Source organism: Photobacterium piscicola (assembly GCF_900166965.1).
Lineage (GTDB): Bacteria > Pseudomonadota > Gammaproteobacteria > Enterobacterales > Vibrionaceae > Photobacterium > Photobacterium piscicola.
Genome location: NZ_FUZI01000003.1, coordinates 17,946 through 35,087, shown reverse-complemented (window position 1 = coordinate 35,087; position 17,142 = coordinate 17,946). Strand labels below are relative to the sequence as shown.

Sequence of the window (17,142 nt, the reverse complement as noted above, 5' to 3'; positions counted from 1 at the left end):
ATTAACAGTATAATGTACTCATTAATTCATAACGGGATAGATTCCCACATTTAGGTTAGAGGCCAATAACATGCCATCTTTTGATATTATTTCTGAAGTAGATACCGTAGAAATTAAAAATGCGGTAGATAATTCAATCCGAGAAATTAGTACTCGTTTTGATTTTCGTGGTGTTGAAGCCAACGTAGAATTAAATAAAGAAATCGTCAAGATCACATCAGAATCAGAATTCCAAGTTGATCAAATCGTTGCTATTTTACGTGGTAATCTGGCTAAGCGTGGCGTTGATGCCAATGCTCTTGAGCGTAAAACCGTGACGTTTTCTGGTAAAACAGCATCACAAAATATTGAATTTAAGCAAGGCGTCGAAACAACCAATGCTAAGAAGCTAGTTAAAGAAATTAAAGACGCAAAGCTAAAAGTTCAAGTGTCTATTCAAGGTGAAAAACTCCGCGTTACCGCTAAAAAGCGTGATGATCTACAAGCAACAATGGCACTTGTTCGTTCTCAAGAACTGGGTCAGCCATTCCAATTTGATAATTTCCGCGATTAATCGCAACAAATATAAAGAAGGAAGCGTCTTACGCTTCCTTTTTTTTGAATAAAATATTAAACTTTTTTTGAATGAATTTAAAAAAAGTAATAATATTTAAACTGTGTTTATCAAAATTATACTTTACTGTTATGCGCAAATACGTCATACAAATATAAATTAACACACAACACAAACATCAATTTATCAAAAAACCCCACCTTAAAAACGCATCAATAACAGTCGCAACATAAAAATCACACTGTAGAATACTTTTTAAGCAAACGAATTTTTTTTATTTGCAAAAATTGTTGCGGAGCATGCTTATACCCTATAATTCACGCACTTCAATAATGGTTAATTATTTTTCATTCTCTGTAACTAACATAAGTAGGTAACAACAACAGCAACGATAACTAGCACGGAATGCTTATTACGATCATGGAACGCTCACCTCTTACAACAATTATCCTTGTTGTATATCACTATCTATTTGCTTGCTTGTACGGCTTCACTTATCTCGGTATGCAGTGACTGAAAAGAAAATAAAGGAGATGTCCATAATGGGCACCGCACAACAGAAAACAACTGCAACAACCGAAAATACCCAAAAGCTCGGCTGGAGTAAAAGTGATACCGTATGGATGCTAGGTTTGTATGGCACAGCAGTTGGTGCTGGCACTTTATTTTTACCGATCAACGCTGGCGTTGGCGGTTTAATTCCCCTTATCGTAATGATGATTCTAGCATTACCAATGACCTTTTTTGCTCACCGAGCGATGATGCGTTTTGTACTATCAAGTGCTAACCCTGGTGCTGATATTACAGAAGTGGTTGAAGAGCACTTTGGTAAAAATATGGGTAAGATTATTACTGTCTTGTACTTCTTTGCTATCTACCCTATTTTGCTTGTTTATAGTGTGGCTTTAACTAATACCGTTGAAAGCTTTATGAAGTTTCAGTTAGGTATTGAGCCACCAGCACGTGCAATCTTAGCTTTGGTTTTGATTCTTGTATTAATGGCCATTGTTCGTTTAGGTGAGCAACTGATCGTAAAAGCGATGAGTATTTTAGTATTTCCCTTTGTTGCGGTTCTACTGATGCTGGCGTTATACCTTGTTCCGCATTGGAATGGTGCTATTTTCACTGATATTATTCCTCAAGGCGGCGGCAGTAATACCGTCATCATGGCAGTATGGCTAATCTTGCCTGTAATGGTGTTTTCATTTAACCACTCACCAGTTATTTCTTCATTCGCTGTTGCTAAAGAAAAAGAATATGGTGTTAATGCAGAACGCCAAGGGTCTCGTATTTTATTACGCGCCCATATTATGATGGTTATTACGGTGATGTTTTTTGTTTGTAGTTGCGTGTTAAGTTTAACGCCTGCTAACCTCATCGAAGCTAAAGCACAAAATGCTTCAATTTTGACTTACCTAGCGAATCATTTTGATACACCCGTTATTGCTTATGCTGCGCCGATTGTGGCAATTATTGCTATCACAAAATCATTTTTGGGCCACTACTTAGGCGCAAGTGAAGGTTTGAATGGTATTATTCATAAAGTCGCGCGTGATAATAACAAAACACTTTCAGACAAAAAACTTAATCGCTTCACTGCTTTGTTTATGCTGCTTACCACTTGGGCAGTTGCAACATTAAACCCAAGTATTTTAGGTATGATTGAGAACTTGGGTGGACCCGTTATTGCGATGTTGTTATTTATCATGCCAATGTATGCAATTAAGAAAGTGCCAGCGATGAAAAAATATGCAGGTTCAATTAGTAATGTTTTCGTTACTGTTATTGGTTTAATGTCTATCTCTGCTATTTTCTACTCATTAGCACAGTAATATTGCACGCCATCATACAAAAAAACCGAGCCCTAAAAGCTCGGTTTTTTATTTTCTCACATCAATGGCTTATGAATGATATAAGCTCGGCTCACCTTCAGGACGGGTTTTAAACCGTCGGTGTAACCACATATATTGACTTGGTGCAGACATAATAGAACGTTCAACTGCTTTATTGATATACACCGCAGCAGCATGAGGATCCTTATGTGGAAACTCAGTTAATGGCGGAAATATTTTTAACGTATATTTACCACTGTTACTATTACGAATCATCGCAAAAGCCAAAGGCACCGCACCTGAAGCATCAACCAACAAACTGGTGCCAGTTGTCGTACAAGCCTCTTTTACTGCAAATAAAGGAGCAAAGGTTGAGTTACGACCATGACCATAATCTTGATCAGGCGCATACCATAATATCTCACCATTCTTTAAGCCTTTAAGCATGCCTTTCACATTTTTACGATCAAGCATATATTTATTGGAACGTACACGACCTTTAAACTGGAAGTAATCAAAACAGGGATTATTATTCGGTCTATATACGCCAACACCTGGAGTCTTTAAACCAAAAGCACGTGCACCTAATTCTAAGTTCATAGAGTGTACTGCTATTAGTAAAATACCCTTTCCTTGCTGTTGTAACTGTTCTACATGCTCTAATCCTTCGACCTCAACATGCCGTTCTACACGAATATCAGGCCAAAACCACGCCATTGCCGTTTCAAATAAGGCCAGCCCAGCGTTATCTATATTCTGCTTCATTATATGTTGTTGCTCTTCTTTCGCCATAAAGGGAAAACACAGAGCGATATTTTGCTGGACTGTATCGCGGCGACCGGACATCATCTTCATGACTAATCGGCCAATACATTGCCCTAAACGAAACTGAATAAAATAAGGCAGCCAACTTAGCAAATACATTATTCCTATTAATATTAAAACAGGCCAATAACGCGGATGTAAGAAAGCTTTACGAAATGCTGGCTCAGTAAATCTACTCATAATAAAATACAGGGTTCCTCTGCTCATATTTTAAGAATACGTATTCTAAACAGTCTCTTAAAAAACTCACATAACTAATCGTGCCATTATATTATGTAAAATACTTTATTGAATGCAAGTCAATGTAATATCCCAATAATTGCTATACAGCAAAGATTAAGTTTAGTTATTATTTGGTTAATAAATCAACTTTAATTATTGGCTATATATAAAATAAAAAAAGCCCACTTAAAAAGTGAGCTTTCGCAGTATTTTTATGATGTCGCTTTAATTAATAAAGACTTGGCTGTCCTTCTGGACGATTTTTAAAACGACGGTGTAACCACATATATTGACTTGGGGCTGCCATGATTGATTGCTCTACAATCTTATTAATAAACCCAGCCGCAGCATCAGGATCTTTATGCGGGAAGCCCTCAACAGGCTGGCATATCGTTAACGTATAATGACCAGAATCATTATCTCTCACCATAGTAAATGGCACGACTGCACAATCTGTCGCATCAACTAATAAGCTCGTTCCTGTAGTAGTGCATGCTTGTTCTACCGCAAACAAAGGGGCAAATGTTGAACGTCGAAGACCATAGTCATGATCAGGCGCATACCACACTCGCTCACCAGATTTTAGCGCTCGCAACATGCCCTTAACGTCTTTACGATCAATTAAAGTACGATTAGATCGTGAGCGACCTTGATATTGGAAGAAATCAAAACACGGATTATTATTGGGACGATAAACACCCATACCGGTTTTTTTAATGCCAAAAGCACGCGCGCCAAGTTCAAGATTCATTGAATGCACCGCAACCATTAATGCACCTCTGCCCTCGCGTTCAAGTTGTTCCATATGCTCCATTCCGTTAATCGTAACGTGACGACAAACGCGAGCATCAGACCAAAACCATGCCATGCCTGTTTCAAACAATGCCAAACCCGTGTTATCAATATTTTCTTTAACTAAATTTTCTCGTTCACTTTCACTCATCAGAGGAAAGCACAACTCTAAATTACGATAAATAGTATGGCGACGCTTTTTCATTAACTTAATCGCTAAACGGCCAATATGCTTCCCTAGAAAATGTTGCACTGAATAGGGTAATAAACTCAGCGAATACATTAATCCCACTAATGCTAATGTACCCCAGTAACGAGGGTGAAGTAATGATCGTGTAAATACAGGCTTATTTTTAAAACTCATGCGATATTGTGACCTATTTTTTCGTTATTTTTTATCCTAAAAAATACAAAAAATATAATAATTAGATAGGCGTCTATAATAAAGCCTAACCATGATAGTAAAAAGTAAAACTCGTCTATTTGTGATGAAAATTGACGCAATACAAACTTTCCAATAAAAATAAATAAAAATCTGTTTAACATGCGAATATTCTGTATAAAAAACAACCACGATGTAAAATTAAAGATAACTAAATCTTTTTATTATCAAACTGTTATTTATTACTAATGTCAACTTTCGCCTCTCATAACGAGTAATATGTAACAACCCGTAACAGAGACTCGTTCAATACGTATTTTTCCGTATAATTGCCCTATCTTTCTTTACTCTGTGGATCATGCATTGGAATTATTGGTAATCGATTTTTTAGGTAAGCCGTTACGACTTGAAGGCTCAATGGCAGGATGGCAACAATTATTTTGGGACAACACTCTCGTTTCTCAAATTGCCGCTGCACCAACCGATACAGATCAGTTTATACACCAGTTTGAGCTTTCTAATAATGAACAAACTATTCAATGCCAATTGAACGGAAGCTTGAGTTGGCAACCTTTTCTGATCCAATATCACGCGACGGCTAATGACCAAATGATTGCGCAAGGCGAGCGGGATGTTAAAGATATTGAACGCCAACACCCTCAGCAACCGATAAAACCAGAGAAAAAATTCAGCCTGATTGGATTAGTGTCTTTAGGCATGAAAGCCCTCAAAAGTGCTAAATTAATTAAGGTCGTACTTGCCTCTGCAAGCCTTGCTGCTTATTCATGGTTATTCTCAATTCAATTTGCATTAGCGTTACTGGCTTGTTTAGTTTTCCATGAATATGGGCATATTCGTGCCATGAAATATTTTGGCATGAAAACCAAAGGTATTTATTTAATTCCTTTTCTTGGCGGTTTAGCATTAAGTGATGAGAAAATTAACACCCGTTGGCAGGATGTGGTGATTTCTATTATGGGGCCAGCATTTGGTTTAATCATGTCATTAGCCAGCATGATCGCTTATTGGATCACTGGCGAAATGTTTTTTGCGGGTTTAGCCGTCTTTAATGCACTATTAAATCTGTTTAATTTATTACCTATTCTACCTCTCGATGGTGGTCATGTTCTAAAAAGCATTAGTTTTTCGATGAACAGTAAAATTGGCATTATTGCTTGTGCATTGGCGGCAGTTGCTGGGGTAATTTTAAGCTACCGTTTAGGCCTGACTCTATTTGGCTTCCTATTGATTATGGGCAGTTTAGAGATTATTTTTGAATGGCGACAACGTCATCAAAGTCATTTATTGCCTTTAGATCGCTATGGTCAAATATTCTCAACCGTATGGTATGTCAGTCTTGTTGCTGCCTTTATCGGTATTATTGCCTACTTTGCGAGCCTAGGTGACAGCTTATTAAGTCTGCCGCTACAAATTTTAGGCACTTAATTACGTTGGCTTAACCATATAGAGCAACACAACAAAAAATAACAATAAAAAATAACAATAAAAAAGCCAGCATTCAAATAACAATTGCTGGCTTTTCTTGGCTATTATAATCAATAACAGTCGCTAATCTTATTCGCGCATTAGATTATTTTTTCTTTTCCATCATCGCTTTAAGATCTGCAAAAGGGTTAAATGTCGCAGCTTGGTGATCATCTTCACCCGCACGAATTACACTGCCTTGACCATTATCAGCATCGGTGTATTTCTCATGCTCATGATCATGACAAAATAAGCATAATAACTCCCAATTACTACCATCTTGAGGGTTATTCGTATGATCATGATCGACGTGGTGAACGGTTAACTCACGTAGATTTGAATAAACAAACTCACGCGAACAACGGCCACACACCCAAGGATATATTTTTAATGCTTTTTCACGGTAGCCCGCTTCTTGGCGAGCATAAGCAGCACTAGTACCAGTATAATCAGACGACATATCTTGACCTATTTTATAAAGAAATAAACCGCTAGTCTCTCTAGCCGTTTAGGCAACTCTCTGCCAATGGTCGTATTGAACCATCACCGAACAACAAATTTCAAGTAAAGTTTCAGCTCTTCTGTTATCTATCACATTTTAATCTAGGTTGATCTTTTAATACAAACAGTTAGCTTGAAATCGTTTTTAAGCGCCTCCATATATAAAGCAGGCAATCTTTTCCGTTAAAAATCACACAGAAATTCATTGTATTTAACTTAATATTTTGACTGTAATTTAAGCGAAGAGACCTTTTATTCGAGATTTTAGAGGATAAAACCTTGTATAGATAACACGTTTTTAAAAGGTCTATGCTAAGATTCATTCAATTATTTGAAGCTGATTCTAACAGAACGTTTCACGAATCGACCTTTAACCGCTAAGAGTAAACAAATATGGCTTTTGATTTTTCCAATATGCTCACTGAATTATCAGCGATGCACGTAGATTTGTCGGCGATGCCAAAGAGTATCGACATGGGGCACGCTATCTTAGGCGCATTAGCAGTGATCTTTTTGTTAATGTATCTAATGAAAAAAGGTAAACCTGTTGAGATCGAAAAAATTGTTGAAAAAGAGATTGAAGTAGAAAAAATCGTTGAGATTGAAAAACCCGTCGAGATAATCGTTGAGAAGATCGTCGAGAAACCTGTTGAAAAAATTGTTGAAGTAGAAAAAATTGTTGAGAAAATCGTTGAAGTAGAAGTTGAACCAAAACTTAAAACATCAACACCCGATTCAGCTCTCCAGCTACTGTCACTTTTACAACAAGACGCGCGCTTTATTGATTTTATGCAAGAAGATCTTAAAGGCTTTGCCGATGCTGATATTGGTGCCGCTGCTCGTGTTATTCATGAAGGTGGTCAGAAAGTACTTAACGAATACTTTAGCTTCGCACCTGTTCGTGCTGAAGAAGAAGAATCACGTATTACCCTACCCCAAGGTTTTAACGCATCTGAAGTACGCCTAACGGGTAACGTAGTTGGTGAAGCACCATTTAATGGCACTTTAATCCATCGCGGTTGGAAAGTGACAAATGTTAAATTGCCTAAATTGGCAGAAGGCCATGATGTACATATCATCGCAGCCGCTGAGGTAGAACTATAATGCAAGAAGCACAACAACATCGCTACAGCGTGGGTATTGACTTAGGCACAACACATTGTGTGTTGTCTTATGTCGATCTTGAAAATGAAAACGCTGATGTCACAGTAATGGCTATTCCACAATTAACCACGCCTGGTAATGTGGAAGAGAAAAACCAATTACCGTCATTTATGTACCAAGCCCATGAATCAGAATTAGCTGAAGGTGATACTGCACTTCCTTGGAATGCAAAACCCAATGCTATTGTTGGTGCGATGGCACGAAATTTAGGTAGTAAGACCCCTATCCGTCTTATTTCCAGTGCAAAAAGTTGGCTTTGTCACGGTGGTGTCAACCGTCGCGAAGCATTTTTGCCACTCAATAGCCCAGAAGAAGTCGTTAAAGTATCGCCATTAGAGGCAACACAAAAATACCTTGAGCACATGGCTGATGCGTGGAATTTCCAACATCCTGAAACGCCTATTTGTGATCAAGACGTTACAATCACGGTACCTGCATCATTTGATCCTGCTGCACGTGAATTAACCGCAGAAGCAGCACGCAATGTTGGCTTTAAGCACCTAACCTTGCTTGAAGAACCACAAGCGGCAGTTTATAGCTGGATCAAAAATAACGACGAAAACTGGCGTGATCAAGTAGCTGTTGGCGATATCATTCTAGTGATCGATATCGGTGGTGGTACAACAGATTTATCGTTAGTTGCTGTTACTGAAGAAGACGGTAATTTAACCCTTAACCGTGTTGCTGTTGGCGATCACATCCTTTTGGGTGGTGATAACATGGATCTTGCTCTCGCTTATCGCTTAAAGATGAAGCTTGCGCAAGAAGGTAAACAATTACAACCATGGCAAGTACTCGCCATTACTCATGCATGTCGTGACGCTAAAGAAGCATTACTGAACGATGCAGAATTACAATCAATGCCGATTGTTGTTCCTAGCCGTGGTTCTAAGCTATTAGGCGGTACGTTACAAACTGAACTGACCCAAGAAGAAGTACAACAAACGCTAGTTGAAGGTTTCTTCCCTCAAACAGCGATTGAAGAACTGCCAGTACAAACAGCACGTGGTGCACTGACTCAAATGGGTCTGCCTTATGCACAAGATGCTGCGGTATCACGCCATGTTGCAGGCTTTTTAAGCCGCCAAAGCCAAGCTGTTGAAGAGCTATTTGCACAATATGAACAACAGCATGAAGGCTTTATTCGCCCGACGGCTATTTTGTTTAACGGTGGTGTGCTTAAATCTTCATTACTATCAGATCGCCTGTTATCAACCATCAACAGCTGGTTAACAACGGCAGGTTCAACTGAAGCGAAACTACTTTCAGGTCTTGATCTTGATCTGGCGGTAGCAAGTGGCGCGTCATATTACGGTTCGGTACGTCGTGGTAAAGGTGTCCGTATTCGTGGTGGTATCGCAAGTAGCTACTATGTCGGTATTGAAAGTGCAATGCCCGCTATTCCTGGCATGGAGCCGCCACTAGAAGCATTATGTGTAGCTCCTTTTGGTATGGAAGAAGGCAGTCAAGCTGATGTACCAAGCCAAGAGTTTGGTTTGATTATCGGCCAGCCAGTACAATTTAAGTTCTTTGGTTCAACTGTACGTCGTGACGATGTTGCAGGTACACACCTTGATTGGTGGCAGCCAGAAGAAATGGAAGAATTACCGACAATTCAAATGACATTACCTGTCTCTGAAGGTCGTAGCGCTGGCGAGGTTATTCCTGTTAAGCTAGCGTCACACGTGACCGAATTAGGTATGTTATGCCTTGAAGCTATTGCGACTGATAATGGTCAGAAATGGCAAGTCGAATTTGACGTCCGCGAAGCTTAATTGTTCGCACAACGGCGCACTTTATAGTGCGCCGTTTATTTATCTAATCACTAGCCAATGAAGCATGTCAGGGGTACATTCTTATCTGTTTCTTACCCGCAACACACTGACACATCAAACGTTTCTCATCTGGCTATGTTCTCATCTCAATTATTTTATGGAGCCAGCATGTCTTCATCTTCTCCACGTTATCTCGTTGGTATTGACCTTGGTACAACACACACCGTTGTCGCTTATTGTGAAATCACAGATACGTTAGAAACAAGTCCGATGCATATTTTTGAAATTGATCAATTAATTGCACCGGGTGAAGTTGCGCGTAAACCACTATTACCCTCATTCCGCTATCATCCCGCGGAAGGCGAAATGGACGCCACTCAATTAGTATTACCTTGGAATGCTGAGCCTGTAAACGGTGAAATTCCAAGTGTGATTATTGGTGAATTTGCACGTGAGTTAGGTGCAAAAGTTGAAGGTCGCCAAGTTGTCAGTGCGAAAAGTTGGTTATCACATCAACATGTTGATCGTAATGAAGCAATATTACCTTGGTCATCAACGGCCTCAACGTCTGATGTAAAGAAAGTCTCGCCAGTTATTGCTAGTGCAAGTTACCTTAACCACGTGCGTCAAGCGTGGGACTATCATCATAAAAATGACAAACTTGCCCAACAAGAAGTGGTCATTACCGTTCCAGCCTCTTTTGATGAGTCAGCACGCGCACTGACACTAGAAGCTGCAGAATTGGCAGGATTAAAGAAAGTATTACTACTGGAAGAGCCACAAGCGGTGTGTTACGACTGGTATGCCCAAAACCGTCAACAAGCTGATGAATTATTAAAAGACATTCCATTATTGATGGTGTGCGATGTCGGCGGTGGTACTACCGATTTAAGTTTAATCAAAGTCGGCACTGATGAAGGTAAATTGACCCTTGATCGTATTGGGGTTGGCGATCACTTAATGTTAGGCGGCGATAATCTCGATTTAGCATTAGCACACGTTGCCGAACAACGATTACATGGCGAATCTAAAAAACTCAGCCCTGCCGCGTTATCAAAGCTAATTCAGCAAACGCGAAAAGTGAAAGAAAAGTTATTATCAGGCAATGCACCAGACAACGCCAAAGTAACCATGCTAGGCAGTGGCTCACGTTTGATTGGTGGTGCTAAAAGTATTGAGCTGAACCGTGAAGAAGTGCATAGCATCGCCCTTGATGGCTTTTTCCCTATCACCGCATTTACAGATCAACCGAACCAACGTCAAGCAGCGATGGTTGAGTTTGGACTTCCCTATGCAGCGGATCCAGCTATCAGTAAGCATGTAGCACAATTTATTGATCTGCATGACAATGTCTGTCGTGAAGCGTTTAATGATTTTAACCTGCATCACCCTGATTCAATCATTATTAGTGATGATCAACCTGCAATTCCAGTTGCCGTACTGCTCAATGGTGGTGTGTTTAACAGCCCCCTACTGTCAGCACGTACGCTAGATATTATTTCTCGCTGGCGCGGTACTCCAGTTACTGAACTTAAAAACCTCCACCCTGACTTAGCGGTTGCCTTTGGCGCTGTTGCTTATGCCAAAGCACGTCATGGCGCACAACTCAAAATTGGTGGTGGTTCTGCTCGTTCATTCTTCCTCACTATTGGTGAAAATAAAGGCACTAAGCAAGGAATTTGTTTATTACCTAAAGGGATTGAAGAAGGTGTCGAAGTTACGCTAACTCACCGTAAATTTGCATTAACATTAGGTGAGCCAGTACGATTTAACTTAGTTTCTTCTACCAATGATAAACATCACGATATTGGTGAACTGATTGAAATCGTCGGTGATGGTTATGTTAGCCTGCCGCCATTCATTGCAACCTTAGACAGTGATCGTGATCGTGACCAACTGGCTGCGAACCAAAAAGATCGTGAAGAAGTAACCCTAGCTTGCCAGCTAACTGAAGTAGGCACCCTGCAAATTGAAGCAGTTAGCCTTAATGATAATGGCAAACGTTGGAAAGTTGAATTTGCTATTCGTAAAGACTTAGCCCGATTAAATCGTACTAACAATGACAGTGATAGCACGCTTGCAGAAAGTGAACTTCCAGCACGCATGCCAGATGCCATTGATGCGATTAAAAAAGTCTTTGGTGGCACTAAAGCCGCAGATAATAAAGCAGTAAAAACATTACGTAATGATCTTGATAAAATCTTGGGCAAACGTGACGCATGGGAAACGCCATGTTTACGTGAACTAGCAAATGCGTTACTTGATAGTAAGAAACGTCGTCGCCGATCTGATCTTCATGAACGTAATTGGTTAAAACTTACTGGCTTTACTATGCGTCCAGGCTTTGGTTATCCGGCAGATGAGTACCGTATGGAGCAAATCTGGCAGCTATATCAACACGGGATTCAATTTGATACCAATACTCAAACTTGGTGTGATTGGTGGACTTTTTGGCGTCGTGTCGCTGGTGGCTTATCGCAAGAACAGCAACTTGTTATCTATAAAGACATCGCTAAATACATTACGCCAGGGGCAAGCCGTAACGCTAAGTTGAATAAAGAGCTCCAAGAGCGTAGCTACGAAGACATGGTACGCTTAGCGGCTTCTTTAGAGCACTTACCGTTTGATAAGAAGCTACAGCTGATTGAGTGGTTATTTGGTCGTTTACAGAAAACCCAATATGCACAAGCACATTGGTGGGCTATTGGCCGTATTGCAACACGTTCGCCGTTCTATGGCAGTGCTCATAACCTATTGTCAGCTGAGCATGTCTCTTACTGCTTACCAGAGCTAATGAATTATGATTGGCGTAAAGAGTCATACATTGGTTTTGCTGCAGTAATGATGACGCGCATGACAGGCGATCGCACATTAGACATTAACGATGAGCTACGCCAACAAGTCATTACTAAGTTAAAACAAAGCAAAGCCCCTGATAGTTGGATCGAAATGGTATCTGAAGTCAAAATATTGACAGAAGCAGAAACCAAACGCGTATTTGGTGATGCGTTACCCAATGGATTACGCCTTATTGGTTAATTAACTTAAAACAATGCAATAAAGGGAGGTTCACCCTCCCTTTATTTAACTGCATATATTCAATCTAATATTCCTTATTTAAAAACAAGCTGAAATTAGACGCTTATTGATTAAAAACAGAGGCTTTTGATTTTATTTTTCCATTTTAAATACAAAATTAAACCATAAAAATAATTCTATTAATCTTCTGTTAAGGTTCACATTGCTATTGTCTTGCTAACAGCATTTGTTTACTTGTTATATATCTAACAAGTCGACCGTTTTTCAAGCATTGAGTGGACGAATTGGAAAGACCATTATCCCACTCTTAAAAATTCAAATAGGCAAGACTATGACAAATACACAATATGATTTAATCGCACAACGTATCTTTAAATCAGAAAACCAACGCGTTGCTGTTGCTGCAGTCGTGTTTGATGGGCTTTCAAGCTACGAAGCAGAGAAGCGTTATGAGCTACCAAAAGGCACACTATCTCGCAACGTTCGTAAATATAAAAATGAAGTACAATACATTGAGTCTGTTTCTGCAGCTTAATTGTTAAATATATTATTTATAACTGTTCCAATATACTTAGGTATATATGAAATAAAATAATCATCCTCAGTTATAAGTTAAATAAAAGAGAATGTAGCTCTACATTCTCTTTTAAATAACATTAACAATAACAACAAGATTTCAAATTTAATCACCGCTTCGTAAATAAACACTCGTCTTAAATAGACCTACCGCAGCAATTAATAACCCCAATAATGTTATTGATCCTACACTCGCTAATGTATGCCAAGGCTGATCGCTGGTTAAAATATTGAACGCCAAATTACTGACACTGTTTAACCAAGCCCCTATCGCCATTGAATCAAACAACATATAACTAATGAACTTAATGAGTGTTATTGCAACAAACAACACTAGCAATGGGTGCTCTGTTAACTGAGAAGTACAAAAAATTATGCAGGCAATCGGCAATAACGCTAAACTCATTGCCGCCATCATTGAGATAAACTGGCTCCAGTGCAATACAATAGCAACAAAGGAAAGTGAATTCTCAGCCAACATATCTGCAGGCATCATCCACATTGCAACAAGCCATACAGTTACATCAACAAAGAGTAAGAATAATGATGAAAGTAATGGAATAACGACAAATGCCACCAATAACTTAATCGCTATTGCTTTACTATCACTCACGGGCATTGAATGCCAAAAAGCCAACGTGCCTTCTTTACGTTCTTTTGCAAGCGCTCGCGCTGAATAAGTAAAAAAACTCAGCAAAGAAACAATACCAGCAATAAAAAAAGATACCGATCCAACAACACCTGCAAATGATGAGGCGACAATTGGTGGTTGCCAACCATCAATATCATTCATCTGAATATTAAAAGAGAAATCATTAATATTACTTAAAACCATAACCACTAATAGCGTTGCAAATAACGCTAAAAACAGAGGTAATCGTATAATTATTTTATGCTCTAATAATTCATTTTTTACTAAGGTATAACTCTGTTTCATTGTACGGTCTCCTGCTGTTTCGCTAAAAATATATCAGCAAGACTGGGTTGGCTAATATCACCTAACAATGCCAATTGAGAAATATCAGCACCTTCAAATAACAATCGATATTGGCCTAATTGACAATTAACCGTCAGTGGGTTGAGTTGTTTGGCTGCAGCAATATGTTCATCATTCACCGATAAGATAGTAAATTCGCTCGCTAATGAAGAGAGTGGTGCTTGTAATACCGTTTGACCATTTTTAAGTACTAAAACATCTGTCAGCAAATGTGCAATCTCATTCACTTCATGGCTCGCTATGATTAATGCTCGCTCACCTTCTGCAAACCATGCCATCAAGGTACGATAAAATGTCGAACGGTACATAAGATCAAGCCCAAGTGTCGGTTCATCTAAAATAAGTACATTGACGTTCGTTGCCATCACCAACGCTAAATGTAACTGCACTTTCATACCTTTTGATAAGGCTTTTATTTTACTATTAAGCTTAATCTTAGTTTGCGCTAAATACTGATCCATCTTTTGTTGTTCAAAGCGCGGATGAACACCCATGGTATATGCCATTAATTGCTTTACTGTCATCCATTCAGGTAAAGACTCAGCATCAGAAATATAAGCAAGATGTTTAACTATTTTGTCGCGATTTTTTTCCGGTGATAAATTAAAAATACTCAATGTGCCAGTACAACTATGCATACCCAGCAAAGTTTTAATTAAGGTTGATTTACCTGCACCATTATGGCCAAGTAAACCAAGGACTTGTCCACTAGATAAACTAAAGCTAATGTTTTCTAATGCTTTTTTATCATGATAAGACTTAGTAATGTGTTGAGCTTTAATAAAAGGTTCATCACAGTTTATATTACTCACATAGAATCCTTAGTGGCCAGTAAATCGAAATAATGTTTATTAATAACACAAACAATTTGCTTTATAAATTGATGGCTTACAAAATAGCACCTTTAAAATAAAACAACGTTTAATTATAAGATGCCAATAATCAACTGCAAATAATAAAATACACTATGCACAATAATATGAGTTAATAATGGGAAGTAAGGCGAGAGTATACAGAACTAATATAATTAGCTCTGTATACTAAATAAGTGGTTAATATAAAAATGCAACTTACTATATAAAAATAAGAAGGCTGTAATCGAAATTACCAATAAATATAGTATTAAAACATCGGCAGTATGAACATAATTATATTGCAACAATTAACCGTTAAAACTAAAGTTTAACTATTGATTTATATCGTTATTCAGCTTCGTTAGATAACTCTTCAACAACAAGATCATGTGGTGACACGTCATCTTTTTCCATCATAGCTAAGATCTCAATCATACGAGAATGACGTGACTCTTGTTTAAACTCATGTAATACGGCAATTAGATTATTTATTTTTTGAAGGGGAATGCGCTTGATTACTGCTTTTTGGCGACCTGGTACTTCATCAGCAAAATCAATTAAAATTTGGCGATAGTCAACACGTGCTTCCTTTACCTCACCTGTTGCTTCTACGCTTTTTAACATCGCACTGAGCGCTTTTTCTGCAGCCGCGAAACTGTCCATTAATAACCTCGGATAATAATACAAATTTGCTTTGAACATGAAATTGCAAAGCATGCATTGATAAAATGAACAACCTTAATATGAAAATTTAACATTGTTCTATATTTAGCTAAATGAAATTAATAACCTCAGATGAATAAATGAGATTGGTGTTTCCCACCAACACACTTTAAAGTGATATTTTCACATTAAAGACTCTTTTATTATAATTGATCTTTTCATTTTCGTGTAACAGGGGACGCTACTTCTGTGAATATTACTCTGAGTTCGCTTTATTGTGAACACTAATTTAAAAAAATCGTCAATTTATTCACTCGAAATTGAATATACGTCCTTTTTTGACTCGATTTTTAGCACAACATCACAACTTATTATCACGTTCGTTATCTTGTTCCCCTTAATAAAAGCGTAATAATCAACTATAGTTAGCCCAAATTTATCATTTTATAATAGGCAAATTGTGCGTTCATACCCTCTTTTAGTTACCGTTGTTGTCGGTAATATCATTTCTTTATCTAGCTTTGCTGCAAACGCATCAATTCAATCATCAGGCAGCTTTACCTCAAATGGCAGTTGTGAGGCATACCAATCTTTTCGTAAACAAACCAACCCTGATAACACTCAGCTGGTTAACAACAAGCAATATGCAATAAAAGCCATTAATAAAAAAGAATTTGATTGGGTACAAATACTTATCCCAAATGCATCCCCTGCTATGCGCTGGGTTAATAAATCATGCGGAACCGCGCAGTTAACGGATAATATTACAACACAACCTTCGGCATCTACATCATTCAATACCTCATCAAAAAGCTGTAATACTCGCAATGAATTTGATTCATATGTATTAGCATTAACCTGGCAACCTGGTTTTTGTGAACATTTCCACTATAAAGGTAACAAACCTGAATGCACTGCTATTAATGACGGTAAGTTAAAGATAACTAATTTAACATTACATGGATTGTGGCCAAACAAAGCCAGCTGTGGCACAAAATATGGTTATTGTGACCGTTATGCTCGTCTCGATCTTTCTGCATCGACAATCAAAGAAATAGCACCATGGATGCCTAATTTTTACTACCAAACAAAATTTGGCGAATATGAATGGAAAAAACATGGCGTTTGTCAAAACCTCGATGCAAATGACTACTTTTTAACAGCAACCAAGCTGGTTGAAAAAGTCGATACTTCAGCTATTGGTCAATTTATCAAAGCAAATATTGGTAATAATGTCTCAACGGCCAGTTTTAAGAAGAATTTGATCTCTCACTTCGGTGCAAATGCGGTAGATCGCATAAGCCTTTCCTGTAGCCAAGGTAAGTACTTAAATGAAGTTAGATTAAATATCGGTAAATCATTTAATGTTAACAATAGTGTTCAAGCGTTACTAGAATCAGGTCCTAAAGGCCGTCCTTTCTACGGCAATTGTCATAAGAAAATACATATTGAAGCTGCTGGAAAGTAAGCATTCTCATATTT

General features: G+C 38.3%; 14 protein-coding genes. 8 read left to right on the top strand and 6 right to left on the bottom strand.

Going from position 1 to position 17,142, the window contains the following annotated elements; translation table 11 throughout:
* Positions 1-70 precede the first annotated feature (70 nt).
* Together CZ809_RS09110 and CZ809_RS09105 are read left to right on the top strand one after the other, a co-directional pair.
* Positions 71-553: a YajQ family cyclic di-GMP-binding protein gene (locus CZ809_RS09110; protein ID WP_080157218.1), complete on the top strand. Its 483-nt coding sequence runs from the start codon at positions 71-73 to the stop codon at positions 551-553.
* Positions 554-1,095: 542 nt separating this feature from the next.
* The gene (locus CZ809_RS09105; protein ID WP_080157217.1) at positions 1,096-2,385 is read left to right on the top strand and encodes a serine/threonine transporter; all 1,290 of its coding nucleotides are present in this window, start codon (positions 1,096-1,098) and stop codon (positions 2,383-2,385) included.
* Positions 2,386-2,454: 69 nt separating this feature from the next.
* On the opposite strand, the gene lpxL is transcribed toward CZ809_RS09105, so the two are convergent.
* Positions 2,455-3,390 (bottom strand): LpxL/LpxP family Kdo(2)-lipid IV(A) lauroyl/palmitoleoyl acyltransferase, encoded by a 936-nt coding sequence (lpxL, locus tag CZ809_RS09100; protein WP_080157216.1) that lies wholly within the window; start codon positions 3,388-3,390, stop codon positions 2,455-2,457.
* Between the two features lie 271 nt (positions 3,391-3,661).
* Complete coding sequence (locus tag CZ809_RS09095; protein WP_080157215.1) at positions 3,662-4,588, bottom strand: LpxL/LpxP family Kdo(2)-lipid IV(A) lauroyl/palmitoleoyl acyltransferase; 927 nt, start codon at positions 4,586-4,588, stop codon at positions 3,662-3,664.
* 381 nt (positions 4,589-4,969) lie between these two features.
* Here CZ809_RS09095 and CZ809_RS09085 point away from each other — a divergent pair, with 381 nt between their 5' ends.
* On the top strand, positions 4,970-6,052 hold the full coding sequence (locus CZ809_RS09085; protein ID WP_080157213.1) for a site-2 protease family protein: 1,083 nt from the start codon (positions 4,970-4,972) through the stop codon (positions 6,050-6,052).
* A 145-nt stretch (positions 6,053-6,197) separates the two neighbouring features.
* On the opposite strand, the gene CZ809_RS09080 is transcribed toward CZ809_RS09085, so the two are convergent.
* Positions 6,198-6,551, bottom strand: coding sequence for a YajD family HNH nuclease (locus CZ809_RS09080; protein ID WP_045036123.1), 354 nt, complete (start codon positions 6,549-6,551; stop codon positions 6,198-6,200).
* Positions 6,552-7,027: 476 nt separating this feature from the next.
* Between CZ809_RS09080 and CZ809_RS09075 the strand changes: the two genes are divergently transcribed.
* The 4 genes from CZ809_RS09075 to CZ809_RS09060 all read left to right on the top strand — a co-directional run bounded on the left by CZ809_RS09075 (position 7,028) and on the right by CZ809_RS09060 (position 13,105).
* Positions 7,028-7,696: a DUF2760 domain-containing protein gene (locus CZ809_RS09075; protein ID WP_045036214.1), complete on the top strand. Its 669-nt coding sequence runs from the start codon at positions 7,028-7,030 to the stop codon at positions 7,694-7,696.
* Complete coding sequence (locus CZ809_RS09070) at positions 7,696-9,531, top strand: Hsp70 family protein (RefSeq protein WP_080157211.1); 1,836 nt, start codon at positions 7,696-7,698, stop codon at positions 9,529-9,531. The genes CZ809_RS09075 and CZ809_RS09070 overlap by 1 nt, the downstream gene beginning before the upstream one ends.
* A gap of 168 nt (positions 9,532-9,699) precedes the next feature.
* On the top strand, positions 9,700-12,570 hold the full coding sequence (locus tag CZ809_RS09065; protein ID WP_080157210.1) for an Hsp70 family protein: 2,871 nt from the start codon (positions 9,700-9,702) through the stop codon (positions 12,568-12,570).
* Between the two features lie 331 nt (positions 12,571-12,901).
* Entirely contained in the window at positions 12,902-13,105 is a 204-nt protein-coding gene (locus CZ809_RS09060) for a hypothetical protein (protein WP_036795050.1), read from the top strand.
* A gap of 147 nt (positions 13,106-13,252) precedes the next feature.
* On the opposite strand, the gene CZ809_RS09055 is transcribed toward CZ809_RS09060, so the two are convergent.
* The 3 genes from CZ809_RS09055 to CZ809_RS09045 form a co-directional block, all read right to left on the bottom strand.
* Positions 13,253-14,083 carry an ABC transporter gene (locus CZ809_RS09055; RefSeq protein WP_080157209.1) on the bottom strand — a complete coding sequence of 277 codons (831 nt, stop codon included), beginning with the start codon at positions 14,081-14,083 and terminating at the stop codon, positions 13,253-13,255.
* Entirely contained in the window at positions 14,080-14,955 is an 876-nt protein-coding gene (locus tag CZ809_RS09050) for an ABC transporter ATP-binding protein (RefSeq protein ID WP_080157208.1), read from the bottom strand. The genes CZ809_RS09055 and CZ809_RS09050 overlap by 4 nt, the downstream gene beginning before the upstream one ends.
* A gap of 390 nt (positions 14,956-15,345) precedes the next feature.
* Complete coding sequence (locus CZ809_RS09045) at positions 15,346-15,660, bottom strand: hypothetical protein (protein ID WP_080157207.1); 315 nt, start codon at positions 15,658-15,660, stop codon at positions 15,346-15,348.
* 460 nt (positions 15,661-16,120) lie between these two features.
* On the opposite strand from CZ809_RS09045, the gene CZ809_RS09040 reads away from it, so the two are divergent.
* Positions 16,121-17,128: a ribonuclease T2 gene (locus tag CZ809_RS09040; protein ID WP_080157206.1), complete on the top strand. Its 1,008-nt coding sequence runs from the start codon at positions 16,121-16,123 to the stop codon at positions 17,126-17,128.
* Positions 17,129-17,142: the final 14 nt, after the last annotated feature.